At 46.1% G+C, this 24,098-nt stretch carries 21 protein-coding genes and 4 tRNA genes; 16 read left to right on the top strand and 9 right to left on the bottom strand.

Going from position 1 to position 24,098, the window contains the following annotated elements:
• The first annotated feature begins 82 nt into the window (after nucleotides 1–82).
• The 8 genes from pcp to AAKU64_RS11290 all read left to right on the top strand — a co-directional run bounded on the left by pcp (nucleotide 83) and on the right by AAKU64_RS11290 (nucleotide 6,206).
• Nucleotides 83–814 (top strand): pyroglutamyl-peptidase I, encoded by a 732-nt coding sequence (gene pcp / locus AAKU64_RS11325; protein ID WP_354331871.1) that lies wholly within the window; start codon nucleotides 83–85, stop codon nucleotides 812–814.
• 280 nt (nucleotides 815–1,094) lie between these two features.
• Nucleotides 1,095–1,373, top strand: coding sequence for a DnaJ domain-containing protein (locus tag AAKU64_RS11320; RefSeq protein ID WP_322119397.1), 279 nt, complete (start codon nucleotides 1,095–1,097; stop codon nucleotides 1,371–1,373).
• Nucleotides 1,370–1,951 (top strand): hypothetical protein, encoded by a 582-nt coding sequence (locus tag AAKU64_RS11315; protein ID WP_354331792.1) that lies wholly within the window; start codon nucleotides 1,370–1,372, stop codon nucleotides 1,949–1,951. Before AAKU64_RS11320 ends, AAKU64_RS11315 begins: the two co-directional genes overlap by 4 nt.
• Nucleotides 1,952–1,956: 5 nt before the next feature.
• Nucleotides 1,957–2,724 (top strand): hypothetical protein, encoded by a 768-nt coding sequence (locus AAKU64_RS11310; protein ID WP_354331790.1) that lies wholly within the window; start codon nucleotides 1,957–1,959, stop codon nucleotides 2,722–2,724.
• A gap of 127 nt (nucleotides 2,725–2,851) precedes the next feature.
• On the top strand, nucleotides 2,852–4,063 hold the full coding sequence (locus AAKU64_RS11305; RefSeq protein ID WP_354362150.1) for a hypothetical protein: 1,212 nt from the start codon (nucleotides 2,852–2,854) through the stop codon (nucleotides 4,061–4,063).
• A gap of 397 nt (nucleotides 4,064–4,460) precedes the next feature.
• Nucleotides 4,461–4,826, top strand: coding sequence for a VOC family protein (locus tag AAKU64_RS11300; RefSeq protein WP_354331787.1), 366 nt, complete (start codon nucleotides 4,461–4,463; stop codon nucleotides 4,824–4,826).
• A 73-nt stretch (nucleotides 4,827–4,899) separates the two neighbouring features.
• Complete coding sequence (gloA2, locus tag AAKU64_RS11295; RefSeq protein ID WP_354331785.1) at nucleotides 4,900–5,283, top strand: SMU1112c/YaeR family gloxylase I-like metalloprotein; 384 nt, start codon at nucleotides 4,900–4,902, stop codon at nucleotides 5,281–5,283.
• Between the two features lie 116 nt (nucleotides 5,284–5,399).
• On the top strand, nucleotides 5,400–6,206 hold the full coding sequence (locus AAKU64_RS11290) for a hypothetical protein (protein ID WP_354331783.1): 807 nt from the start codon (nucleotides 5,400–5,402) through the stop codon (nucleotides 6,204–6,206).
• A gap of 90 nt (nucleotides 6,207–6,296) precedes the next feature.
• Here AAKU64_RS11290 and AAKU64_RS11285 read toward each other — a convergent pair whose 3' ends face one another.
• From AAKU64_RS11285 to gltX, 5 genes are all read right to left on the bottom strand, one after another.
• The gene (locus tag AAKU64_RS11285; protein ID WP_354331782.1) at nucleotides 6,297–7,862 is read right to left on the bottom strand and encodes a thioredoxin family protein; all 1,566 of its coding nucleotides are present in this window, start codon (nucleotides 7,860–7,862) and stop codon (nucleotides 6,297–6,299) included.
• Between the two features lie 202 nt (nucleotides 7,863–8,064).
• Nucleotides 8,065–8,400 (bottom strand): energy transducer TonB, encoded by a 336-nt coding sequence (locus tag AAKU64_RS11280; RefSeq protein ID WP_354331780.1) that lies wholly within the window; start codon nucleotides 8,398–8,400, stop codon nucleotides 8,065–8,067.
• 370 nt (nucleotides 8,401–8,770) lie between these two features.
• Nucleotides 8,771–8,846: transfer RNA gene (locus tag AAKU64_RS11275), tRNA-Glu, on the bottom strand.
• 172 nt (nucleotides 8,847–9,018) lie between these two features.
• Nucleotides 9,019–9,094 (bottom strand) — tRNA-Ala (locus AAKU64_RS11270).
• An 83-nt stretch (nucleotides 9,095–9,177) separates the two neighbouring features.
• A complete protein-coding gene (gene gltX / locus AAKU64_RS11265; protein WP_354331779.1) occupies nucleotides 9,178–10,602 on the bottom strand; it encodes a glutamate--tRNA ligase in 1,425 nt (474 codons plus the stop codon).
• 111 nt (nucleotides 10,603–10,713) lie between these two features.
• Between gltX and AAKU64_RS11260 the strand changes: the two genes are divergently transcribed.
• The 3 genes from AAKU64_RS11260 to AAKU64_RS11250 all read left to right on the top strand — a co-directional run bounded on the left by AAKU64_RS11260 (nucleotide 10,714) and on the right by AAKU64_RS11250 (nucleotide 12,029).
• The gene (locus AAKU64_RS11260; RefSeq protein ID WP_354331777.1) at nucleotides 10,714–11,619 is read left to right on the top strand and encodes a pseudouridine synthase; all 906 of its coding nucleotides are present in this window, start codon (nucleotides 10,714–10,716) and stop codon (nucleotides 11,617–11,619) included.
• 134 nt (nucleotides 11,620–11,753) lie between these two features.
• A tRNA-Pro gene (locus AAKU64_RS11255) sits at nucleotides 11,754–11,830 on the top strand.
• A gap of 122 nt (nucleotides 11,831–11,952) precedes the next feature.
• Nucleotides 11,953–12,029: transfer RNA gene (locus AAKU64_RS11250), tRNA-Pro, on the top strand.
• A 97-nt stretch (nucleotides 12,030–12,126) separates the two neighbouring features.
• Here the strand turns inward: AAKU64_RS11250 and ribD are convergent.
• Together ribD and apbC are read right to left on the bottom strand one after the other, a co-directional pair.
• Nucleotides 12,127–13,263 (bottom strand): bifunctional diaminohydroxyphosphoribosylaminopyrimidine deaminase/5-amino-6-(5-phosphoribosylamino)uracil reductase RibD, encoded by a 1,137-nt coding sequence (gene ribD, locus AAKU64_RS11245; RefSeq protein ID WP_354331775.1) that lies wholly within the window; start codon nucleotides 13,261–13,263, stop codon nucleotides 12,127–12,129.
• A 22-nt stretch (nucleotides 13,264–13,285) separates the two neighbouring features.
• A complete protein-coding gene (gene apbC / locus AAKU64_RS11240) occupies nucleotides 13,286–14,374 on the bottom strand; it encodes an iron-sulfur cluster carrier protein ApbC (RefSeq protein ID WP_354331773.1) in 1,089 nt (362 codons plus the stop codon).
• Nucleotides 14,375–14,531: 157 nt separating this feature from the next.
• Here apbC and metG point away from each other — a divergent pair, with 157 nt between their 5' ends.
• The 3 genes from metG (at nucleotide 14,532) to AAKU64_RS11225 (ending at nucleotide 20,189) form a co-directional block, all read left to right on the top strand.
• Nucleotides 14,532–16,640 (top strand): methionine--tRNA ligase, encoded by a 2,109-nt coding sequence (metG, locus tag AAKU64_RS11235; RefSeq protein WP_354331771.1) that lies wholly within the window; start codon nucleotides 14,532–14,534, stop codon nucleotides 16,638–16,640.
• A 683-nt stretch (nucleotides 16,641–17,323) separates the two neighbouring features.
• Nucleotides 17,324–19,147: an aminopeptidase P family protein gene (locus tag AAKU64_RS11230; protein ID WP_354362149.1), complete on the top strand. Its 1,824-nt coding sequence runs from the start codon at nucleotides 17,324–17,326 to the stop codon at nucleotides 19,145–19,147.
• A 349-nt stretch (nucleotides 19,148–19,496) separates the two neighbouring features.
• Nucleotides 19,497–20,189 carry a PEP-CTERM sorting domain-containing protein gene (locus AAKU64_RS11225; protein ID WP_354331767.1) on the top strand — a complete coding sequence of 231 codons (693 nt, stop codon included), beginning with the start codon at nucleotides 19,497–19,499 and terminating at the stop codon, nucleotides 20,187–20,189.
• Between the two features lie 162 nt (nucleotides 20,190–20,351).
• Here the strand turns inward: AAKU64_RS11225 and AAKU64_RS11220 are convergent, their stop codons facing one another.
• Nucleotides 20,352–21,515, bottom strand: a complete 1,164-nt coding sequence (locus AAKU64_RS11220; RefSeq protein ID WP_354331766.1) for a GGDEF domain-containing protein — start codon at nucleotides 21,513–21,515, stop codon at nucleotides 20,352–20,354.
• A gap of 363 nt (nucleotides 21,516–21,878) precedes the next feature.
• Between AAKU64_RS11220 and AAKU64_RS11215 the strand changes: the two genes are divergently transcribed.
• Both AAKU64_RS11215 and AAKU64_RS11210 read left to right on the top strand, forming a co-directional pair.
• Complete coding sequence (locus AAKU64_RS11215) at nucleotides 21,879–22,655, top strand: PadR family transcriptional regulator (RefSeq protein WP_354331764.1); 777 nt, start codon at nucleotides 21,879–21,881, stop codon at nucleotides 22,653–22,655.
• A 1-nt stretch (nucleotide 22,656) separates the two neighbouring features.
• The gene (locus AAKU64_RS11210) at nucleotides 22,657–23,466 is read left to right on the top strand and encodes a siderophore-interacting protein (protein WP_354331762.1); all 810 of its coding nucleotides are present in this window, start codon (nucleotides 22,657–22,659) and stop codon (nucleotides 23,464–23,466) included.
• 29 nt (nucleotides 23,467–23,495) lie between these two features.
• Here the strand turns inward: AAKU64_RS11210 and AAKU64_RS11205 are convergent, their stop codons facing one another.
• On the bottom strand, nucleotides 23,496–23,912 hold the full coding sequence (locus AAKU64_RS11205; RefSeq protein ID WP_354331761.1) for a VOC family protein: 417 nt from the start codon (nucleotides 23,910–23,912) through the stop codon (nucleotides 23,496–23,498).
• Nucleotides 23,913–24,098 lie beyond the last annotated feature (186 nt).

The following is a 24,098-nucleotide window of genomic DNA, read 5'->3' as shown; positions in this document are numbered from 1 at the left end:
CCATATAATCATTGGACAATAAGGCATTTTTAATAAATAAAATGGGGAGTATATTCAATTGAGCCAATTGAGCCGATCTCACATTGATCACAATGATGACAATGATGACAATGATCACAATAGCGCGACTGTCGTCCTGATTACCGGCTTTGACGCCTTCGATCAGCAAAGCATCAATCCCTCATGGGAAGCAGTTAAGGCACTGGCCGATTGGCACTGCCAAGGAGCTAGCATCAAGACGCAATTGCTACCCTGCGTATTCGGTAAGGCGATCACGGTGTTAGAACAAGCCATTACCGCTTTAAAACCGGCGATCATCCTCTGCGTCGGTCAGGCCGGCGGGAGAAGCGGTATCTCGATTGAGCGCGTCGCCATCAACATCGACGATGCGCGGATTGCCGACAATGCAGGCGAGCAGCCGATCGATCATCCGGTCATCAGCGGCGCCCCAGCGGCCTATTTTTCTAACTTACCGATCAAAGCCATCGTGCATCAGCTTCGCGCTGCGGGTATTCCCGCCGCTGTCTCAAATACTGCGGGTACCTTTGTTTGTAACCATCTATTTTATGGCTTGATGCATCATCTGGCGACGCGTACGCTTGTTACCGAGGCACAAACCACTGAGCCAAAAACGATGCGAGGTGGCTTTATCCATATCCCTTACCTGCCCGAGCAGGTGGCACAAGCTGGTACACAACCAGCAGATGCACCCAGCATGGCACTAGCGACGATGGTGAGAGGATTACAGATCGCGATACAAACTAGCCTTAGCCTGGAAAAAGACATCATAGAAACTGGCGGACATCTAAACTAAATGACAACAAAGTCGCTATACAATCAATCCATAAATAAACCAAGCTGCCATAGCTGAAAACAATGAGCCAGCACAAGAATGGTATGATGCGGAGCAATGTCAAAACAAATCGGAACAAATCAAACTGGTTCAAAACCAGTCAGCGCAGACTACAACAGCAAGCTATCCATCAATCTATTTGAATTTTTCGCCTAGTGCCACAAGCTTAGTAGCAAAATCGCACTCACTTGTTTCAACCGAATATTCAACAATAGCAACATCTAACCCAACACGAGATTGTATGACAGACTACTATTTTGTTCTGGGGATCACGCCAAATGCGACTTTAGCGGAGGTAAAAAAAGCCTTCCGGCTGAAGGCGGCAGAGTTTCATCCAGATCGCAACAGCTCTGCCCTTGCGCCGCAAAAATTTCATGAATGCAAAGAGGCCTATGATGTCTTATCGGACGACGCAGCGCGTGCCGCTTACGACGAAAATCGTCGCCGCAATTTGCTAGACGATCCGCTGCAAACCGCCAGCGAGATTTGGAAGAATTATTTATCAGGAGTACTGCAGTGAAACTTTCCCAATATTTTCAAGACATCCAGTCTGTGTATGTGGCAGAACTGGAAGATTTAACCAGCGATTCTGAAGGCAAAGATGTTCTGCGCCATCGTCTCAAAGAGAAGCGTGATCAGGTGCCGTTTTTGTTGCCGATGATGAAGAGCAATCCAGAAATGGTCGCAGTCGCTTTCCATAATGCATTTAAATATCTGAATCCCTTAAAAGTTGAGTCACTGATTTCTAAACCGATCAGTCAATTACCGCACTGGAAAGATCTGTCCAAAGACGTGCGCTTAGAGCCCTGGGCGGAATCCCTCAGCAAAACAGTGCTCGGACATGCAGACGGTGACCAATTCATGGTGATTGCCGCCGCACTGGAATATCTGAATAAGAGCAAAGACTCTCGCGCAGTCAGCCCGTCTAACGCTTCTGACGAAGAGCTGGATGAAGATGCTGAACATCAAGACGGCGGCGTCCATGATGTCCATGGCGTACGCAATGATATGGATGACGGCGACAGCGAAGATGGTTACGATTTAGAAGAGGCTGGCGCAGACTTTTTGGCCGAACAAGGTTTTGATCGCAAGGATTAATGAAGATGGATGATAAAAAAACGTACTACCCCGCGCTGATACAAGCGCAAAGCCTGATCAAAGTCGGCGACATCGTCGGTGCAGAATCTGCTTTGGCAACACTGGCAGAAACTGAAGGCGACAAAGCACTGGTAGCTGCGCTGGATGATTTTCCTGCTAAAGATTTGCTGGCGATTATCCGCGAATATGATGCGTCGAAAGAGTCGCTGGTCAACTTGCTGGTCACACCAGAACAGTTCGCACAAGCAGTAGTGCTGGAGCGTCGTTATGGCGATCAAACCCATGAGCAATTGCGCAGCATGGTCAACTCCGTCATCTTCCGCGAAGGTGGCGATCCGGCGGAGTTCTTGTATGAAATTGCTGAAGTCGACGGCGGCTACGACGCGCTAGTAGATTATCTGTACGACAGAGCAGAAATGGTCGAACATTTTTACCGCTATGCGACCTTTGATTTATTCCACTACGGCGACGATTCTAAAGTTCAGGCACTCGATGATGACCTGATGCATATCAGCCGCGACGACGAGCCACGCGGCTCTTCATCTGACATGGCTAATCTGGTCGATCATGACTGGATGGAAGTCACGTATTTATTACGTTATCAGTTGCCAGAAATTTTCCGCGAAGTGATGATGAAGTTACGCGCCCGCTACAAAGCCAGTCTGCAATTAGCCGCAGATGAATTGGCCGAGAGCGAGGAAGAAGATGAGCTCGATAAGCCGAACAATGATGACGGCGATGATAAAGATGATGACGAGGAGTCCGCCCTGTAAAGCGACTCAATCCTAGGGTCTGTTATCCATTAATCGAGAATGCGATTTAAGGGTTAACAGTTGAAACAATGAACAGCTAACAGACCCTAGCTCTTACCTATCTCAATTAAAGAATTTGACTCGCCCTATGTCCGACAACAGCTTTCAGCTTGCCACGCTAGATAACCGTCCTTACTTTGAAAGTGCCTTACGCTTTGGCGTAAAAAACGGTCTCATCAGCGCCGCTAAAATTAGCGCCATAGAGACCGAGGCACCCAAAGGCATGGTGCAGATGGCAGAGGTATTTGGTAGCAAATATCTGCGTCCGGAAATCGACATGGCGCAAAAACGTATCGTCAATCTGGTCAGTTTATATCTGAAACAAAGCACACAAGGTGACCTGACTTTAGCCGCCAAGATGATTAGCGACAATACGTTTCTAACGCTATCACGCGGTGGCTCCGGTTTGCTTAAAGCACTATTCGTCATGCCAGAATATGCGCTATTGGGTCGTGAGGAAAAAGGGCGGGTAGAAGATTTTTTAGAAGTCTGGTCACGTAAAGACAATGACGTCGATTATCTCAATACCTTGGAACAGCGCAAAACCAATGCGACAGAAATCGCTGCGGCATTCTGGTTCGGAGAACAATTGGGTTTGTCACGCGCTGCGCTCCAAGAGCATGATGCCGATGCCACATCCGTCGTACGTACGGCGATGTTATTACGCATGCTGGGTAAAAAGGAAGAAAGCTTAGTCAATCAGGTTGAGTTTGCAAAACTCATCGACGCTGTGCGTAAAAAAGGCAAAATCAGCAAACGTACTAAAGATATATTTGAACCCATTCCCACCGAATACCAGGCCATTGCGGATCGTATTCAACAAGAAATCAGCGACCATGATTTACCTAAAATTCTAAGCGCTAGTCTGGCGCTTGATGCCGTCGTATTCGAGCTAAAAGATCGCTATTTCATCCGTGACTATGAGCTAGAAGACACCTCAGAGTACGATGCGCTGGTATCCAAAGAATGGACCAAACTGACCAAAGGCAAAACAGATGTGTACGCCCTGCTCACGGTATTTTTCTGCCTGTCTGCAGGCGCTGCGCCTAAGACTGTACTGACCGAAGCTAATGCAAAAACACTGGTCAAAAAAATCCGCAAGGATGGTTTTCATCCAGAGCTGGCAATCGAGTTCATCAAAACCGCCGCCCCCCATGAAAAGCAAGACAGTCTGCTAGAAGAATGGAATGATTTTGTGCAAGAAGCCGATGCGTATTTGTTGGACGATTGGGACAGTAGTTTTAGCGGAGCTTTACGGTTTTTAGATACGCATTGCGATATCGAGAAATCGAAGAAGTGAGTGAGCTAAATCTACTTAGGTATGGACTATCGAGTTGAATACATTTTCCATATAAAATGGGTTTCGATATTGAATAAAGTAAGAAATCGAACGTGATGAAACGAAAATCCACCGATGACAAAATTGGTTTTATATTAGTTTTTTTATTCTTATTAGTTATCGGCTGGACTGTCGGAGTTTCAAGTATTTTTTATCTTATTTACTTATTAATTTATGGGGCAATCGTCCTGTTCCTTTGGAATCTAGAATCACGTTTGGGGCGAACAATTGCAATCGTATTAATGCCAGCAATATTGTTCGCATCTCGACGAAAAAAATCTAAATAGTTTATTGAACCTTAATCTCTAAAAAAATTTCTAAGCATTAAAAATTCATCACCGGTTTATTCAGGATATCCATGAATCCTCAACTCAACGCCATCATGATTTACGCAAAAGATATTCAAAAAACTGCTGATTTCTATCAACAGTTTTTTGGTTTTAGTTCAAAACCTGAGTCAGAGGGATTGGTAGAGTTAGTTAGTCCAGACGGATCAACAATGATCTTGATACACCAGGCTGCAAAAAGTTTGAAATTGGGGCAAGCTGGAGTGAAACTCGTTTTTTCTGTGCTGGATATTGAGGCTTTTAAAGCGCAAAGCTTAGAACGCGGACTTGCCTTTAGCAGCACGCATCAAGCCAATGGCTATCAGTTCGCTAATGCAAAAGATCCAGACAATAACTCGGTATCGATATCGAGTCGGGCATATCGTTCTATTGCATAAATATGCTGTTTGATTTTGACGACGTTCAGTATTTGCTTTCTGCATGCACATCCCAAAAAACGAGTTCTCGCCAATGCTAAACCGTATTCATCACGCTGCAATCATTTGTTCTGACTACGAGGTCTCTAAGCGCTTCTATAGTGAGTATCTGGGGCTGGAGATTATTGCCGAACATTTTCGTGCTGAACGTGACTCGTACAAACTGGATTTACAATTGCCTGATGGCTCGCAGATTGAGTTGTTCTCATTCCCTGGTGCACCGCCTCGTCCGTCGTATCCTGAAGCACAGGGGCTGCGCCATCTGGCATTTGAAGTAAGAGATATTGATCACTGCAAGCGCCACCTGAAATCACTAGGCATCGCAGTCGAAGCAATTCGTACTGATGAGTATACGGGCAAGCGTTTTGTTTTCTTTGCTGATCCAGATGGATTGCCTTTGGAGTTATATGAGGTCTAAATTCTTCACTCAGCTTACCAAGAGTCTGACTTTTCTGATGGCTTGTGGCTATAAACGCCAAGAGTGCCGATAATTATCTCAGTGCATCTTAGAAGACAAATCTAAGGATCATCAACATGAATAAATTTGGAAATCTCGTTGCGTCAACATTCATGTTTATCTTTGGACTCGCCAGTCTCTGGGTGGCAATCAAAGCATTACTCAAGGGATCAATTAGCATGGCGAGTGGAAGCAAGGATGTCTTGTTTTCGACTAATCCTATCGGATTTTTATTCGTCGTCGCATTTTGGATTACCTTCGGTTTATTTCTGATCTGGGTATCAAGCCGTAAAGAGGTCGATCCTTTTCAGCCAGATGACAGCAGCGATGCAAACGGTAAGCGAGCGGACTATCTACCCGAGCCTCTGCTGCTATATAAGTCACACGCTTGGGCGATCGGCATTATTTTTCTAATGACGCTATTCATGTTACCCCTAGGATATTTCTCTCTGGCGTTGTCCCAAAGCTTGGGTGCAGGCTTTGGCTTGCTCTTAATGTTGCCTTGGTTAGCCTGGTATTTAACAACTATCTGGCGCTGCATAAGAGACATTCGATGGCAAGGTCCGGCCTTAAAAATAGACCATGTGGGAATCACAATCTATACAGAGAACGGGCACCTGATTAAGTGGCACGATCTTGTTGGCATACGTTTAACCGCCTCAAGCAGCAATACTTATCTGGTCGTTCAATATAGAAATCTGGACACAGCCCGTCACCATATCGCGCCATATAGCTTGTGCAGGTCGATCATGAGTCGCATTTTTTATCGTGGCTTTGAGGCTGGGATAAAATTAACTTCTCTCAAATTCAAACGCGGTAAGGTCATGCTGACAGCTCAGGCATTTCTTCAGCAGGCATATAGTCACAATGTTCACCGAGCATAGAATACCCACAAATAAAAAATCACCCTTGACTGCAACAGTGCAGGGGTGATTCCAGTACTTACCAGTTAAGAGCTGATGTCCAAACAATGTTTAAGACTTGGCACTAACTAAGATGGATTGACAAACTGCACGTTGAGGATCGTTAGGAGGCAATTTACCGCATATGCCGTCTAGCTGCCCCCGTACTTTTTGGAATGATGCCTGATGTTTGCCGTCCTTATTCCAATCGATTAATTTTTTCCCCATACGATCTAACGAGGCGCGATTGCGCTCATAAAAAGCATTTTCAGTTGCGCCGATTTCTGACAGCACGCTTTGGGTCGCCTTTTCGATACGGGCATCCTCAGTTGGTGCCAGCTCGATCAAACTATTCACATAACTGGCGCCCCATTGCAAGCGAGTAGCGGGGCCTTTTGCAGCGTTGTAGGCTTGCTCATACCAATTGACAGCAGCAGCCTTATCACCTCGCTTCTTTGCATTGGACGCTAAGCTAGACATGAAATAGTATGGTGAATGAGAACGCTTGAGTTCAGCCTTTAACAAATTGTCGGATTCATCCATCATCCCGGCTGCCCCATAGGTATGAGCCGCCGCATTGACGACCGACTGACGCTCATACGCATCAGTAGTCGCTTGTTCGATTTGGGTTACCCGTTTTTGTATATCCTTCAGAAACGCAGCATCCGGCTTGGCATTGTCTAGTGTTGCCAGGGTAGCTAAACCATTGACCGCGCCCAGTCTGTCGGTCTTAGACAAACTCACATCGTCTGCTAGTTTGATCAAGGCTGTATTCAATGCAGTAACCAGCTTGGTACGCGACTCTGATTTTGCGGCAGTCAAAAACTCGACCAACTCACCGGGCACGCTAGTTACCAGATCCATATTATCTCGAGCAATTTTTTGATCGCCTAGTGCTTTAATCAGTTTATCCAACGCTTTGGTGGAATCGATACTTGAAGTCAAGGTAGCAGGCTTTGCACTCGCAGTAATCGCCAGTGCCTTGAAGTAGAAGCGCGTGGCATTTGCAGGAAGTGGACTCAACTCAGACAGACGTAACAAAGTTTTGACGACATCCTTGGTATTTACTAATTTTTGTTCAGGATCATCCCAAGAATAATCTGCCAGTAAGCTCCAATCTTCCGGGCTAATTTTTTTGCTACCGCCAAGTGCGAGTTTTAAACTATCTTGTACTGACAAACTACTGTTCATTGCGGACGTCAATACTTGCAAGTAGCGATCAGAATCAACCTCACCAGGTAAACGAGTAATTTCAGTACCATCTGGTTTAAATAAAATCATCGTAGGATAACCACGCACTTTAAAACCCGCCGCTAATTTTTGCGCGCTTGGCGTATCACCATCCAAATACACCGGGATAAAATGACGTGAACGGTCAATAAAATCTTGGCGATTAAAAATAGTAGCTTTGACCTGATTACAAGGCGGGCACCAAACTGCGCCCCAGTAAAGAAATAAAGGCTTTTTAGCTAGTTTGGCTTGAGTAAAAGCGGCGTCGACATCGTTGTCCTTACGCCAGTCAATACCGGAGTGGTCAGCAGTTGCGCTTGGTACAGCAGAAGCAGATTTATCTGTAGCCGCGATTAATGGCGAAGCCACAAGAAATAAGCTGGCAATAAGAGCAGATTGAATTTTCATGAGTAATCGAGGTAATGGGCGAGACTAAAATTATGGAGTTTTAGTGTAGCAAATATATCAGATGCTATGTTCTGAACTAAAAGCCACTTCTAGAAGATTTCCAAGATTACTTGTGAAGATAATATATAAAACGACCATGCTGGGATGGTCGTTTTAGTGTGCTACCAATGAAATAGCTAGTTGCTATCAGCCAATCATCAAATTAACTCAGGCTCCAGACGTATTCAATTTTTGTCCAAGCTTGCTGAGGTTTGCCGTCCTTAATACTAGGTTTGAATTTGCAGGATGTATAAGTTTTGATCGCTGCTTTATCCAAGGTTTTAGAGCCACTGGATTGGTCAATTTTTGAATCAATCACAGCGCCGTCTGGGCCAACAAGAACGGAAAATACAACAGTACCGGATTCCTCATTCATTAATGATGCTTTTGGATATGCGGGTTTATCGCAGCTTTGTTTTTCCAATACTGGAGCCACGTCACCAGCAAAAGCAAAAGAGGTCATAGCGACCAGGACAGCAGCGACAAAAGTTTTTTTCATGATTTATACCAAAAGAATAGAAATAAAGTGATTGAGAACTGCGTTAACTACTGAATACGAAGTCCAATATTTTAAATCATTTGTTTCCATGTGGCAATCTTATTCATGACCGCTATTTGGATGAAGGCTATCATCAGTTTTAGTAAATCAGAATCTTATGGAATAGGAGAACGCTGGCTCATCTGCTTTATACAATATGCAAAAGCAATTCCGTCGCAAAAAATTTGATACAAATAAAGTCATGATGCAATCTCCAAAATGCTAACCAGAAAACCTTTTTGAGATTCAGCATGAATAATAATAAGGAAATTAAAAAACAAAAAAGCCTTGATTTCTCAAGGCTTTTTTTGCACTCTTAATAAGAGTAATTTGGCGTCCCCAAGGGGATTCGAACCCCTGTACTCACCGTGAAAGGGTGATGTCCTAGGCCTCTAGACGATGGGGACAATGATCTGTCCGTTACTGACCTTTTACTTCTGAACTGCACTACTTTTTCTTGCTCTAAACTTGTTTTTTCAATTTTCTGCAATCAAGTAAGAGCAAAATTATATACTGTTTTTACTGATATCTGCAAGCAATTTTTTCTACTTATTTCACATCGCTTGCTTATCTAATTACTGGTGGAGGTGAGCGGAATCGAACCGCTGACCTCTTGCATGCCATGCAAGCGCTCTACCAACTGAGCTACACCCCCAGAACAGAAACGAGATTATAGGGGCTGAGCCATTCTATGTAAAGCCCCGTTTTATTTCCCGCTTCTATTTACCTGCCTCAATTTCACTTAGAGATAGAGTTCAGCCTTTGAAGCACGACGTCGCGGCCGAATAGTTCAACCACAGCATCAATTGATGGTGTTTGTAGCTGACCTGTTAATAACAAACGCAAAGGCATAGCGAGTTGCGGCATTTTTAACGAGTACTGCGCCAAAGTTTCTTTCATCATCGACGACAAAGCTGGTTTGCTCCACTCCACAGTCTTGCACGCTGCAGCATAGTGTGCCAAGGCTGGCAACACTCCTTCCGTAATGTGCTGCTTGCACAACTCTGCATCCGGGTTAAGCTGGCGATAGAACAACATCGCAGCTTGCGCCAACTCATTAGTGGTATTGGCTCGCTCTTTCATCAAAGCGACGACCGCAGACAACTCTGGCGCATTCTCAAATTGTGCGCCGTCATTTTGCATCTGCGCACGCACCAACTCAGCTAGACGCGCATTATCAGCAGCTTTGATGTAATGATTATTAATCCAGGCGAGTTTTTCCGGATTGAACTGCGCTGGCGAACTAGAAAGATGATTTAAATCGAACCAGCTACACATCTGCTCCATAGAAAAAACTTCATCATCGCCATGACTCCAACCAAGACGCGCAAGATAATTCAACATCGCCTCTGGCAAATAACCTTTATCCAGATAGTCCATTACACTGACTGCATCGCGACGCTTGGACAATTTTTGGCCATCCGTACCGAGGATCATCGGCACATGACCGTAATGCGGCAAACTAGCTCCTAGCGCGTTCAGAATATTGATCTGGCGTGGCGTGTTATTGACATGATCATCACCGCGAATTACGTGAGTAATTTGCATGTCCCAATCATCGACTGCAACACAAAAATTATATGTAGGCGTACCATCTGGACGGGCAATCACTAAATCATCTAATTCACGATTACCGATCGTAATTTGACCTTTAACAACGTCAAGCCAGCTCACTTCACCATCTAAAGGATTTTTAAAACGTATGACAGGCTTACGGCCTGCTGGCACTGGTGGCAAATGTTTACCTGGCTCTGGACGCCAAGTGCCGTCATAGCGTGGTTTATCGCCGTTGGCGCGTTGCAGCTCACGCATAGCCTCGACTTCTTCGGGTGAAGAATAGCAATAATAGGCAGTGCCATCCGCTAGCATTTTGGCTAACACTTCGCTATATCTGTCCATCCTTTTCATCTGATAAAAAGGACCTTCGTCATGTTGCAGACCTAGCCAATTCATTCCATCTAAAATAGCTTGCACCGCTTCTGGCGTAGAGCGCTCAAGATCTGTATCTTCGATACGCAATACAAAAGTACCGCCAAAGTGGCGTGCAAATGCCCAGCTAAATAAGGCTGTGCGGGCACCGCCGACATGTAAATAGCCAGTGGGACTAGGTGCGAAACGGGTACGGACGGGCTTGCTCAGATCGACAGATGCAGAAGTGCTCATTAGATGGTGCGTTTGTCGGGCATAATAAAATGCGCTACAAAACGATAGAAGTTAAAACCAACATTTTACCGCCTTCGCAGCAGGGGCACCGGGTAAAAATATAAATCCAGCATGCAAATCCCAAATCGCATACCAACGCCTCCTCTGGCCACACGTGATGGCGTATCACCAAGCTATCTATGGTTACCAGAGGGGCGATGGGATAATTTATTAGATTTTTTATTGACACAATTTCCGGATGTAAGCGAACAGCAGTGGCATGCGCGTATCGCGAAACATGAGGTTGTTGATGCTCAAGGCACAATTCTGGCGGCAAATAGTGCAGTCAAACGTGGCATGTGTATTTTTTATTACCGCGAAATTGATGATGAGGTGGCTATCCCTTTTCAAGAACAGATCCTTTACCAAGACGAACATTTGCTGGTAGTAGATAAACCACATTTTTTGCCCGTGATACCGGGAGGTCGTTTTTTGCATGAAACCCTGTTAGTTCGCTTAAAAAAGAATAGCGGCAACAATCAACTGACACCCATTCACAGACTAGACAGAGAAACCGCAGGTGTGATTTTATTTTCACAAAAAACAGAAACGCGGGGCGCCTATCAATCTTTATTTCAGCAGCGCAAAGTTAATAAAACCTATCACGCCTTAGCACCACATTTATCTCAGCAAGAATTTCCGCTGACTTATCGCAGCAAAATGATTGACGCCGAAAAATTCTTTGTAATGAAAGAAGCTCCTGGCGAACCTAACGCTGAAACTCAAATAACCGTCATAGAGCGCCGCGGTGAAAATGATTTATATGAATTGCATCCCAGCACGGGGAAAAGACACCAATTGCGAGTACATTTAGCAAGCCTCGGCGCGCCGATTATCAATGATACTTTCTACCCAATCGCCCTTCCATGTAAGGGTGATGACTTTTCTGCCCCGCTACAATTATTGGCAAAATCGATCAGTTTTACCGATCCGCTCAGCGGTGACTACAGACAATTTACAAGCACAAAAACTCTATAAGTTGAATGCGCATATGATCAGCAATATATATGGACTCAAGCCCGCTATGTCGATTACAAACCACCTGCAATGGCGAAGTCAGCAATGACAAAGGCCTTGACAGCGTAGTCGTGACGAGATACTATCTTGGTCTTCGGAGTGTGGCGCAGTCCGGTAGCGCACCTGGTTTGGGACCAGGGGGTCCAAGGTTCGAATCCTTGTACTCCGACCAAATATTAAAAGACCGTTAGGTTTAATTATCTTTCGGTCTTTTTCAATTTATAAGATTAAAGTTTAAAAATTTAGCGTTTGTCCAAGTAGCGAATTTAGCATTTGAACACGCAAAGCAAGTTTCGGAGTGTGGCGCAGTCCGGTAGCGCACCTGGTTTGGGACCAGGGGGTCCAAGGTTCGAATCCTTGTACTCCGACCAGTTTAAAAGGATCATCAAGTTTGCTTGGTGATCCTTTTTTTATATCTGAAGCGTAAAATCAAGATTAAAGTAAGCGTAACTAAGACGTCAGTACGCTTTAAAACCGCGCTAAAATTCGCAAACTTTCTCCGACCTGACTAATCTCATGGAACCGGACCTGCCTGGCATCTGCCACCAGCTTTAGCTCAGGGAGATCAAACAAACCAGCTCCATCTCCCAATAATTTGGGCGCTAAATAAATCAGTAATTCATCCACACAATCTTGTGCAATCAGGGCACCATTTAACTTAGCGCCCGCCTCTACATGAAGCTCATTAATTTGCCTGCGTCCTAATTCTAATAGCAAGGCGTTTAAATCGACTTGATGGTGATCATTCGGCAAACATACGACTTCAGCACCTTGTGCAATCAAGACTTGCTGACGATTTTGCTGATGACCTTGCTTAAGTTCAATCGCTTCTCCACAAACAATTACGGACTTGCCATCTTGCAGTAACTTGGCATTGGCAGGAGTACGTAATTTGGAATCGACCACAACTTTTAGAGGTTGCCGCGGTGTTTCTATCGCACGGACATTCATTTGCGGATCATCCGCAAGCACGGTGCCGATACCAGTCAAAATCGCATCGGCACGCGCACGCCAACGATGACCGTCATCACGCGCATCTGATGCAGTGATCCATTTACTCTCGCCGTTTGCCAGCGCAGTTCTGCCGTCCAGGCTTGCGGCTACTTTCATTCGCACCCAAGGTTTACCGGTTTCCATACGCTTAAAAAAACCAATATTCATTTCGCGTGTACGTTCACCCAGCAAACCGGATTCCACGACTATGCCTGCATCGCGCAACATCGTAATACCTTTGCCTGCGACTTGTGGATTGGGGTCTTGGACTGCTGCTACGACCCGAGAAATACCCGCATCAATCAAGGCATTGGCGCATGGCGGTGTGCGCCCAAAATGACTACATGGCTCCAATGTCACGTAGGCGGTAGCGCCTTGCGTGTCATGGCCCGTCGCAATCGCATCACGCAAAGCCTGCACTTCCGCATGCGCTTGTCCGACTGGCTGAGTATAGCCACGCCCAATCACCATGCCATCTTTAACGATAACGCAGCCCACTTTAGGATTAGGCGATGTGGCAATCGTCGCTTGCGCCGCAAGTTCCAGCGCCATTTGCATGAAGCGGATGTCTTGTGGCTCACCTGCTTGATCATTCAAATAGGATTCAGTCATGCGGACTCAGCGGTGTAGAGTTTTAGGTATTTTGGATAGAAATCGTCGGAAATTTGCTCGTCATGTCCTTAGCTTTTTCAGCGACTTTAATTGCCACTTTACGCGCGATTTCTTTGTAGATCAGGGCAATTTTTCCTTCAGGATCAGCGACCACGGTTGGCTTACCAGAATCAGCTTGCTCACGGATCGCCATCGTTAGCGGCAAGCCGCCAAGAAAATCAACGCCATATTCAGCACACATTTTGGCACCACCACCTTCACCAAAAATCGACTCCGCATGACCACAGTTTGAGCAAATATGGGTACTCATATTTTCCACAATTCCCAGAATTGGAATACCGACTTTCTCAAACATTTTCAGGCCTTTGCGGGCATCTAATAAAGCGATGTCTTGTGGCGTCGTGACAATAACAGCACCGGTGACCGGGACTTTTTGCGAAAGCGTCAACTGAATATCGCCTGTACCAGGCGGCATATCAATAATCAAATAATCCAGATCACGCCAATTAGTTTGGGACAATAACTGCGTCAAGGCCTGTGTCACCATAGGCCCACGCCAAACCATAGGCTCGTCTGGATTGATCATGAAACCGATACTAGAAACTTGCAAACCATAGTTCTCCATAGGCTCCATAGTTTGCCCATCAGCGCTCGATGGCTGACCAGAAATCCCCATCATCATGGGCTGCGAAGGACCATAGATATCCGCATCTAAGATACCGACAGCAGCGCCTTCGGCAGCCAGTGCTAGGGCCAGATTTGCCGCAGTCGTTGATTTACCGACACCACCTTTGCCCGAGGCAACCGCAATAATATTCTTCACATTAGGCATTAATTTAATGCCACGCTGTACCGCATGAGCAACGATTTTGCTGTACACATTAACACTCACTTTACCAACACCGGCCAAATTGCTGACAGCCGTTTGTACACTAAGACGTATCAGCTCGATCTGGCTTTTTGCCGGATAACCCAACTCAACATCCAAGCTCACATCGTTGCCATCGAGTTTAATATTTTTAGCCGACTTTGACGTGATCAGATCTATGTTTGTATTAGGATCAATGACCAAAGTCAGCGCTGTTTTAACATCTTCTACTGTAATGCTCATGCAATTCTCCGTAAATTTTTTGCCAGTCTAGCGTAAAACTCCCGTATGACTGATAAAACCCTTAAAAGACTAGACCTTTTTCGCTGTTAGAATAACGGTCTTCGTCGTTTTTAGTTGAAGCCGCCCCTTAATTTTCCATTCGCAAAGTATCACTACCATGACACGCAAGCTGTTCGTTACTACCGCCCTGCCCTACGCTAATGCACCGTTCCACCTCGGCCACATCATGGAATACATCCAGGCTGATATTTGGGTACGTCATCAGCGAATGTCGGGTAACGAAGTGCATTTCGTCGGTGCCGACGATGCGCATGGTGCGCCGATCATGATTGCCGCGGAAAAAGCAGGCATCACGCCGCAAGAATTTGTCGCGAATATCGCGGCCGGGCGTAAACAATATCTGGATGGTTTCCATATTACTTTTGATAACTGGCACTCTACCGATGGCCCGGAAAATCACGCGCTGTCGCAAGACATTTATCGCAAACTAAAAGCAGCTGGCTTTATCACCAGCAAAACGATAGAGCAGTTTTTTGATCCTGTTAAAAATATGTTTTTGCCCGATCGCTACATTAAAGGCGAATGCCCGAAATGCGGCGCGAAGGATCAATATGGTGATTCTTGCGAAGTTTGTAGCGCGGTGTACTCACCGACGGAAGTAAAAAATCCGTACTCAGTACTGACCGGCGCTACGCCCGTGATGAAATCGTCTGAGCATTTTTTCTTTAAATTATCAGATGAAAAATGCGTAGAGTTCTTGCGCGGCTGGGCACTCAAAGATAATCGCCTGCAATCCGAAGTCGCCAACAAATGCAAAGAATGGCTAGAAGGTGAAGGTGGTTTGGGTGACTGGGACATCAGCCGCGACGCGCCCTACTTTGGCATTGAAATCCCCGATCAACCGGGTAAATATTTTTATGTCTGGCTGGATGCGCCTGTCGGCTATCTGGCATCCTTAAAAAACTATTTTGGCAAAATCGGTCGTGATTACGATGCCTTTATGGCTGATCCGACGACGGAGCAGATCCATTTTATCGGCAAAGATATTACTTACTTCCACACCTTGTTCTGGCCTGCCATGCTGAAATTTTCTGGCTACAAAACACCAGATAATGTGTATGCGCATGGCTTTGTCACGGTCTCTGGCGAAAAAATGTCAAAGTCGCGCGGCACTGGTATTTCTCCATTGCGTTATCTTGATATCGGTATGAATCCTGAGTGGCTACGCTATTACTTCGCAGCCAAATTGAATGCCAAAGTCGAAGATCTGGATATGAATCCTGAAGACTTCGTCGCTCGTGTGAACGCTGATCTGATTGGTAAATACGTCAATATCGCCAGCCGTGCGGCGGGTTTTATCACTAAGCGGTTTGACGGTGCAATCGTGACCGACTGGGCGACGGCGGATGATACATTTATCAGCAATCTACGTAAAGTGTCGCCGGATATTCAGGCTTACTATGAAGCGCGTGATTACGGTAAAGCCTTGCGTGCCATCATGGATCAAGCTGACATCATCAACGCTTATGTCGACGCGAATAAACCTTGGGAACTCGCCAAAAAACCAGAGAACGATGCCAAATTACAGGAAGTTTGCAGTCGCTTGCTAGAAGCCTTCCGCATTCTGACCATCTTCTTGAAGCCAGTGTTACCGCAGCTCGCTGCACAGGTCGAGGCACAATTGCAAATAGCTCCTTTGCAATGGGCGGATGTTGCAACACCGCTACCACATCTGCATAAAGTGCTGCCGTACACGCATCTGATGCAACGTGTGGATATTAAAATTTTCGATCAATTGTTCGACGCACCTACTGAAGTTGTCGCTGCTGTATCAACACCAGCAGTAGCAACTTCAGCAGCAAACTCAGCAGCGCCAACCGCACCAGCAGAATCGTCCGCTACCAGCGGGATCGAAGCATTAGCACCAGAAATTAAGATAGACGACTTTTCAAAAATTGATTTGCGGATTGCCAAAATCGTCAACTGCGAGCACGTCGACGGATCAGACAAATTACTGCGCCTGACTCTGGATGTTGGCGAAGGTCGCCTGCGTAACGTGTTTTCCGGTATTAAATCCGCCTACCAACCAGAACAACTGATCGGTAAGTTCACCGTGATGGTTGCTAATCTGGCGCCACGCAAGATGAAGTTTGGTATTTCTGAAGGCATGGTATTGGCTGCGTCTGCCGAGGATGAAAAAGCTAATCCAGGTTTGTATATTCTGGAGGCCTGGCCTGGCGCGCAACCGGGTATGCGGGTACGCTAATCCGCGACGGGTTGGCGAATCTAGTTTGCAAATCAAGTTTGTCAAAAAATACGCTGAGTGACTAAAGCAGATAGGAAGAAGCAATAGCTCACTCAGCGTTTTAAATCTCTCATATCAACATAATACTCCCCACAGGTATATTCTAATCGTCCAAATAAAACCTGGACAATCGATGTATTTTGCAAATTTTTATGGGGAGTATATGAAATCTGATCAATATCTCTCTCAATTATGTAAATGATTGTTCCGGCAATCAAATAGGTTAAAAGAATAGGTTGAAAGATCTGGCACGTGCGGAATAAGAGAAAGCAGTGCTATCTATAAAATACGTCATTCCTGCACGCTCTTGGCAGGAATCCAGCGGCGTTAGTTAATTAAGCAAAGACACTGGGCCCCTGCCTTCGAGGGAGCGACGAGGTATCAGACAAATGAGGCAAATTGAATTGCCATTTTCAATTGCCAGGTTAACCAGCGAATAGTTACGCCACCTCTCAGCTTCAATCAAACGTCCTAAAAACTTCCCATCAAAATTAGCGCAAAACATCAAACTAGCGCGGCATTGTTACGCTGGGCTCAGAAAAAATCCCGCAGAGATTTCTCAATAGATTACCCATGAGATATACTTCCAGCCACCTCTTTGCAGTACTTGATTGAACCGATCAACTCACCACGGTCAGATATCCATGAATAGCCCACTTAGCCCCGCCGCAGTTACCTCCCCTATCCCTGCACGTCTGGTCCAATTGCGCGCAGCAATGAAAACTGCGGGTTTAGATGCCTACATTATTCCCTCTGCTGATCCGCATTTATCTGAATATTTGCCACAGCGCTGGCAAGGCCGCGAGCAATATTCTGGCTTCACCGGGTCGGTCGGCACTCTGATCGTGACGGCAGATTTTGCCGGATTGTGGGTTGACAGCCGTTATTGGAGTCAGGCAGAGCAAGAACTAGCCCCTACTGGCATACAGATGATGAAAATCAATTCTGCTGCTGCCACACTGCACCTTGATTGGCTCGCCAGCACCATGCAAGCAGGACAAACCGTTGGCGTAGACGGCGCCGTGCTTGGACTAGCCATGGCTCGCATGCTTGAGCAGGCGCTACAAGCTAGCGGCAGCAAATTGGACACTAGCAAAGACTTATTACAAACTATCTGGTCTGGTCGCCCTGATCTGCCGCAAGCCGCTATCTATGAACATCTGGCACCGTTTGCGGTGGTCAGTCGTCAAGACAAACTAGCCCTTGTGCGTGAGCAAATGCGTATCAAAGCGGCGGACTGGCATTTTGTTTCTACCGTAGATGATCTGGCTTGGATCTTCAATCTGCGCGGTGCCGATGTCAGCTATAACCCGGTATTTGTCGGGCACGCACTGATCAGTCAAGACAGTGCTGCCTTGTTTGTCTCTCATGGCAAAATACCTGCTGCATTGGTAGACGTATTAGCAAAAGACGGTGTGTTTATTGCCGACTACGCGCAAGCTGCCAGCGCCTTGGCTGCGTTGCCAGCAAATAGCAGTTTGCTGATAGACCCGCGCCGCATCACCTACTCTTTCCGCCAGGCGGTACCAGCTTCGGTCAAAGTAATTGAGGCAATCAACCCATCGGTATTTGCAAAATCCCGCAAGACTCCGCAAGAAGCGCAATTTGTGCGTGAAGCGATGGAGCAAGATGGCGCCGCTTTATGTGAATTTTTTAGCTGGCTGGAAGCATCGCTTGGCAAAGAAGTCATCACAGAAATGACCATTGACGAAAAAATTACTGCGGCCCGCGCACGCCAGCCTAACTTCGTCTCTGCCAGTTTTGCTACGATTGCTGGCTTTAACGGTAATGGCGCGATGCCCCACTACCGCGCACTACCAGAATCGCATGCGGTCATCGAAAGCAATGGCTTGCTGCTGATCGATTCCGGTGGCCAATACCTCAACGGCACCACCGACATCACCCGCGTGATGCCAATTGGCGTGGTATCAGCAGAACAAAAACGCGACTTCACCTTGGTTTTAAAAGGCATGATCAATTTGTCGCGTGCGCAGTTCCCGCGTAGCACGCTGTCACCGATGTTAGATGCTCTGGCACGCGCACCGATCTGGGCCGAGGGCATTAACTACGGTCACGGCACCGGCCACGGCGTAGGCTACTTTCTAAATGTACATGAAGGTCCGCAATCTATCTCGGGCGCTATTCCAGAGGCGCATAACGCGATGGAAGCAGGCATGATTACTTCCAACGAGCCAGGTATTTATCGCCCGGGTAAATGGGGTGTACGGATAGAAAATCTGATGCTCAATATCGTGGGTCATCAAGGCGAGTTTGGCGACTATCTCAAGTTTGAGACCCTGACGCTCTGCCCCATCGACACCCGCTGCATCGATATGACAATAATCCGTGAGGACGAATTGGCATGGCTCAATGGATACCACGCGACCGTCTTAGAGCGCTTGTCACCGCGCGTCAGCGGCGCAGCAAAAGCATGGCTGGAAGAAAGAACGAAAGCGGTCAGTAAATAATTCTACTTTGCAGCAAGAAATTGTATTGAACAGATAAAAGCGCCGCTGACAAAAATCATGCGGCGTTTTGTTTTTTGGGTGCGGATCGCAGAATCTCTGTCAACTCATTGCAACTCCGGCAACGAGAACTCGTCACTGTGGAATTTAGGTAGTTAAAAATCATGCAAATAAAAAAATACTATTTAATAACAACAACTTAGAAAGTATTAACAAAATTATTATTAACTTTGTCGATCATTTTTACACATCAGCAATTTAACTTTTGTAAGTCCTTGATTTTACATGGTGGAATAAATTTTGCTTAACAGCAATTGAAATATTACTTCAACCCCTTCTTGACAAGACCATCATGAAAATCAAAACACTCATCTCAGCAGCTGTATTGAGCACAATTGGCTTCAGTGCAACGCAAGCGAATGCAAGCATCATTGACAGTAGCTTTGAATCTGGCCTGACGGGTTGGACGACATTAATGACAACCAGCACAACAAACACCACAGCAACAGATGGAACATTTTCTGCGTTCATCCAGGCAGTGAGCGGTGGCGCATCCAATGCAAGCACATTGGAAAGCTTTACAGGCACAACTGATGCAGCATTGCAGTCAATCAAATCTGGCTACAAAAATTTTACCAATGGTTCTGCAATCAAACAAACCTTCACTGCGGACGCTGGTAGCCTCATCAGCTTTGATGTCAGAACTCTGACAAATGAAGGCACCCCTTCACCTTGGGATTTCACCTTCTTTGTATTGGATGGCGTTGCATTCAGCTTGGGCGATACTAATACCAGCACGTTCAGCAGCGGTGTTGCTGGTTATTCGAACGCAACAGCCTGGAGCAATGTTTCTAAAACTCTGCTGACATCTGGCACACATACTCTGAGTTTTGGTGCGGTACAAGCCGGTGACAACTCAGTATCTACCGCACTCTTAGTCGACAATATTAAATTGAGCGGTGACGTGCCTGAACCAGGCAGCCTGGCTTTGCTGGGATTGGGATTGATCGGTCTGGCCGCATTGCGTCGCGCGAAATCTGCTTAAGTCTGAGTTAAAGTCTCAATTAAAGTCTCAATTAAAGTCTGAGTTAAAGTATCAATTAAAGTATTAGTTCAGACTTTAAAAATCACTTCAGTCCATCATCTTTGTTGGACTTGATAGATCAGAAAAATAAAAGGACGGTTCAGAAATGGACTGTCTTTTTTTTTAGCTAATCGCCAGTTTGACCTTATTACGGCCCGCATTTTTCGCATCGTAGCAAGCACTGTCAATCCGGCTAAATGTCGCGGATGGATTGATATCCTGATCCCAATTCACCGTACCTACACCAATACTGACTGTCATCTCGATCTGAATATTTTCAAATTGGCAGGGAGTATTTAATACTATCGTTCTCAATTGTTCTGCCATCACATAAGCATCTTCTGCGTTGGTAGCGGGCAAAATAATCACAAACTCCTCACCGCCTATACGCGCAATGATATCGCTACCTCTTCGTATGTGTTGCTGTAATAGTCCAGAAAAATGCTGTAAGCAAGCGTCACCGCCAAGGTGGCCATAGCGATCATTGACATGTTTAAAATGATCCAGATCGAGCATCAGCAATGCCAGTGTCTCTTTTTGTCGTACCGCCAAATGCCAGGCTTGTTGCCATGCCTGGTCATAACTCCGTCGATTGGATAAACCAGTCAGCATGTCCGTCAGTGAGAGTCGATCTATTTCAGCACGGCTGCGGATTAAATCCACTTCCGTTGCAATCTGCTGAGCATATTCGTTAGCAGACCGGCGCAGATTTGCGATTAAATATAAAACGTAAAACGAGAGCGTCAGGCCAGTGGAGCTAAGTTCGAGTGACGGTAGAAAAAATACTAGGGCTGCAGGCAAGATCAGCGCTAGCAAACTCCATCGAGCCTGGCGTGGGTGCATGGCAAAAGCCTGACTTGCTGCAGTACTAAATGCAACGGTCGCAATCGTCGCTACCATAATCGCGCTGTCGGGACGCACTCTCAAATAACCGATCACGGCGGGTACCAGCCCCCAAACCACCGAGCCTATCTGTATTAACAACCAATGTTGGCTGATCCACTGCTTGTATTTCTCTTTGTCGGTACCTGCTACAGGAGGCAGATGCTTGTACCGCATCACCCATAAAATGAGAAAAGTGCATATTAGCAAGGCACTCAGCCAAGGCCAGCGCAAATGATAGCCAGTGATGCCCATCAGTAAAAAACAAGCGATCAGGTAAAACACTGGGCCAATTAATGCACGCCTGTAAAGGTCGTTACAAATACGATCATTTTTGTAACTTTCTAGCTCAGAGCTTTGCTTGTTTAAAGCTGATTCAATCTTGGAAGCAGGGGTCTCGATCATGCTGTATCAATGTCCTATCATATTCGTGAAAAATCCATGAAAGCCAATGATTTTCCTGCTATGAACTACCTAAATGAGTTTCCCATCATACACACTCGGCTTTGGTAAAACTATGCATTCATGGCTGATCAACTAATTTTGAAATAATCAGCAGAACAGCAAATTGACTTTGCTGATAAGTCCCCATCCCACGATTAAGCGTCTACAGCGGTTTAGCTCCTGGCTACGCCTCAGGCTTAGATTTCTGTATTTTTTTATTTTTGATTAAAGAAGAAAATTTCTGATTTTTTCAAAAATCTGTCCTTGACTTAATCAGTTAACGATATATCATATAGTTTTAAATTAAAGATATATCTATAAATCATGAAAAATCATCATCATACTCATTCAGAACACAATCATCACCAACATCATGGCTCCTACGAACATCACGGGCATCATAGACATGGCCCAAGACATTTTGCTCATGAGCATCACCACCCACAATATTTTGCCGGCCTAGGCGATGACGCTTTTGACGACGATGCAGGCGGTGGGCATGGTCGCTTACGTGGTGGCGGAGGCGGAGGCGGCGGACGTGGGCGCGGTGAACGCGCAGAACGCGTCTTCGGTCGTGGAGATTTGCCTTTAATCGTCCTGGCATTGATCGAAATCAGCCCGCGTCACGGCTATGAAATTATCAAGGCAATTGAAGAACGTTGCGGCGGTGCCTACGCCCCAAGCCCGGGCGCGATCTACCCGACCTTAACCTTGTTGGAAGAACAGGATCAAGTCAATTCGCAAATTAATGTGTCGGTCAATTCAGCAGATAGCACAAGTACCAGTAGCGGCGTTCCAGCGACCGGTAACAAACGTCTGTACACGATTACGGCGATTGGACGCGATTATCTTGATGCCAATCGGGCACAAGTGAATGGCGTATTGGCACGCCTGGACATGTTTGCCAAAGTCCAGGCTAAACAGTCATTACCAGAGCGAGTACATCAGGCCATGCATACCCTAAAGCATGCATTAATGCTGCGACGTGGTAGCTGGAACGCGGCCGAAGCTGACCGCGTTGCAATCTTGCTGGAACAAACGGCGAACAGCATTATTTCTGACTCAAATTCAGAAGCGGACTTAAAAATGAAAGAACAATAATATGACTCAAACACCACATCAAATTCTAAAAATACGGCACGACCTCAAACTGCGTTTATTGACGGTGTTACGTACCGAAAAACTATCGCCACACATGCTCAGAATCACGCTGACTGGCGAGGCGCTGGATGGTTTTACAACTGCGGCGCATGACGATCACATGAAATTGTTTTTCCCTGCCGTTGGAAGTGATCAACCCGCTCTGCCGCAATTACCTGGGGCTGGGCAAAATGCCAACAATAGCAATGCGAACGTGATCGGCAGACACTACACGCCGCGTCGCTTTGATGCTGCGAGTAAAGAGCTGGATATTGATTTTTTCTTACACGATGACGGCCCCGCATCAAACTGGGCAGCGCAAGCCAAACCCGGACAAACCGTAGGTGTCGGCGGCCCACGTGGTTCACGTGTGGTACCGGCTGATTTTGACTGGTATTTATTGATGGGCGACGAAACTGCCTTACCCGCTATTGCCCGCCGGTTAGAAGAATTACCACCGGATGCGCAAGCAATCGTGTTGATCGAAGTTGCAGACCTGAGCGAAAAAATCACTTTAACGCAAGGCGCGCAGATAGAAATTCATTGGCTACAAAGCGACGTAACTGGACAAAGCAATCAACTCTTAGCCACTTTAAAAACTCTTAACTTGCCGGTAGGTGAAGGCTATGCATGGATCGCCACCGAGTTAGGTAATGTACAGGCCTTGCGTCAGTATCTTTTACAAGAAACCCGTTTAGAAAAAGCGCATATACACGCAGCCAGCTATTGGAAACGTGGTGCTAGCGAACATCATCAGACACATGATGAATAAGGTTAGTTGAATCCAGAATTGAGTCCAGATTACGCCAGCTCAGAAAAATTCAGCTCGATACCGACGCCAGCAGGATCAATCAAAAACAGTTGTGTTTGTTTGGTCTCTGGTACGGTTTTAACTGTGTAAGAAACGCCAAACAATTCTAGCTGTGCTTTGCTCTGCGACAAATCCTGACAAGCGAAGGCGACATGATTCAGATACCCGGTGGTGGTGCCAAGAGTCGTCCCTACTGCCGCCATCGCGTCACTATCGTTATGAATAAACTCCGTCAACTCAGACAAATGGATCATGCAGCTATCGCCTGCATATAACCAATAACCATGCGATTGAAACGCTGGCCGGAAACCCGTTTGCAAACCCAGAACGCTGCAATAAAAATCGCGGACGCGCTCCAGCAATGCAGATGGTGCTTTGATGTTGATATGGTTAAGTGCATTAATCATGATTTTTGTTGTCCGTGAAATGAGAGTATTAACCGGGAATTTCCATTAGGATTTAGGATGAGGACAGCGCATTGGGTGCGCCTAATGGAAAAGCTCTGTTTAATATACTCCCCATTATTTTTATAAAATATGCTCTATTGTCTAGACTTTATTTGGACAATTAAAATATACACTATCCCAGTATAT

The sequence above is a fragment of the Undibacterium sp. GrIS 1.8 genome (genome assembly GCF_040544445.1).
Classification (GTDB): domain Bacteria; phylum Pseudomonadota; class Gammaproteobacteria; order Burkholderiales; family Burkholderiaceae_D; genus Undibacterium.
The sequence above is the reverse complement of the archived record's forward strand: the minus strand, read 5'-3'. Positions and strand labels throughout refer to the sequence as shown.

Coding starts and splice junctions, on each gene's coding strand:
- AAKU64_RS11320 (WP_322119397.1), top strand. CDS start 1,095: ATGACAGACTACTATTTTGTTCTGGGGATCACGCCAAATGCGACTTTA.
- AAKU64_RS11310 (WP_354331790.1), top strand. CDS start 1,957: ATGGATGATAAAAAAACGTACTACCCCGCGCTGATACAAGCGCAAAGC.
- AAKU64_RS11305 (WP_354362150.1), top strand. CDS start 2,852: ATGTCCGACAACAGCTTTCAGCTTGCCACGCTAGATAACCGTCCTTAC.
- AAKU64_RS11300 (WP_354331787.1), top strand. CDS start 4,461: ATGAATCCTCAACTCAACGCCATCATGATTTACGCAAAAGATATTCAA.
- gloA2 (WP_354331785.1), top strand. CDS start 4,900: ATGCTAAACCGTATTCATCACGCTGCAATCATTTGTTCTGACTACGAG.
- AAKU64_RS11290 (WP_354331783.1), top strand. CDS start 5,400: ATGAATAAATTTGGAAATCTCGTTGCGTCAACATTCATGTTTATCTTT.
- AAKU64_RS11285 (WP_354331782.1), bottom strand. CDS start 7,862: ATGAAAATTCAATCTGCTCTTATTGCCAGCTTATTTCTTGTGGCTTCG.
- AAKU64_RS11280 (WP_354331780.1), bottom strand. CDS start 8,400: ATGAAAAAAACTTTTGTCGCTGCTGTCCTGGTCGCTATGACCTCTTTT.
- gltX (WP_354331779.1), bottom strand. CDS start 10,602: ATGAGCACTTCTGCATCTGTCGATCTGAGCAAGCCCGTCCGTACCCGT.
- AAKU64_RS11260 (WP_354331777.1), top strand. CDS start 10,714: ATGCAAATCCCAAATCGCATACCAACGCCTCCTCTGGCCACACGTGAT.
- ribD (WP_354331775.1), bottom strand. CDS start 13,263: ATGACTGAATCCTATTTGAATGATCAAGCAGGTGAGCCACAAGACATC.
- apbC (WP_354331773.1), bottom strand. CDS start 14,374: ATGAGCATTACAGTAGAAGATGTTAAAACAGCGCTGACTTTGGTCATT.
- metG (WP_354331771.1), top strand. CDS start 14,532: ATGACACGCAAGCTGTTCGTTACTACCGCCCTGCCCTACGCTAATGCA.
- AAKU64_RS11230 (WP_354362149.1), top strand. CDS start 17,324: ATGAATAGCCCACTTAGCCCCGCCGCAGTTACCTCCCCTATCCCTGCA.
- AAKU64_RS11225 (WP_354331767.1), top strand. CDS start 19,497: ATGAAAATCAAAACACTCATCTCAGCAGCTGTATTGAGCACAATTGGC.
- AAKU64_RS11220 (WP_354331766.1), bottom strand. CDS start 21,515: ATGATCGAGACCCCTGCTTCCAAGATTGAATCAGCTTTAAACAAGCAA.
- AAKU64_RS11215 (WP_354331764.1), top strand. CDS start 21,879: ATGAAAAATCATCATCATACTCATTCAGAACACAATCATCACCAACAT.
- AAKU64_RS11210 (WP_354331762.1), top strand. CDS start 22,657: ATGACTCAAACACCACATCAAATTCTAAAAATACGGCACGACCTCAAA.
- AAKU64_RS11205 (WP_354331761.1), bottom strand. CDS start 23,912: ATGATTAATGCACTTAACCATATCAACATCAAAGCACCATCTGCATTG.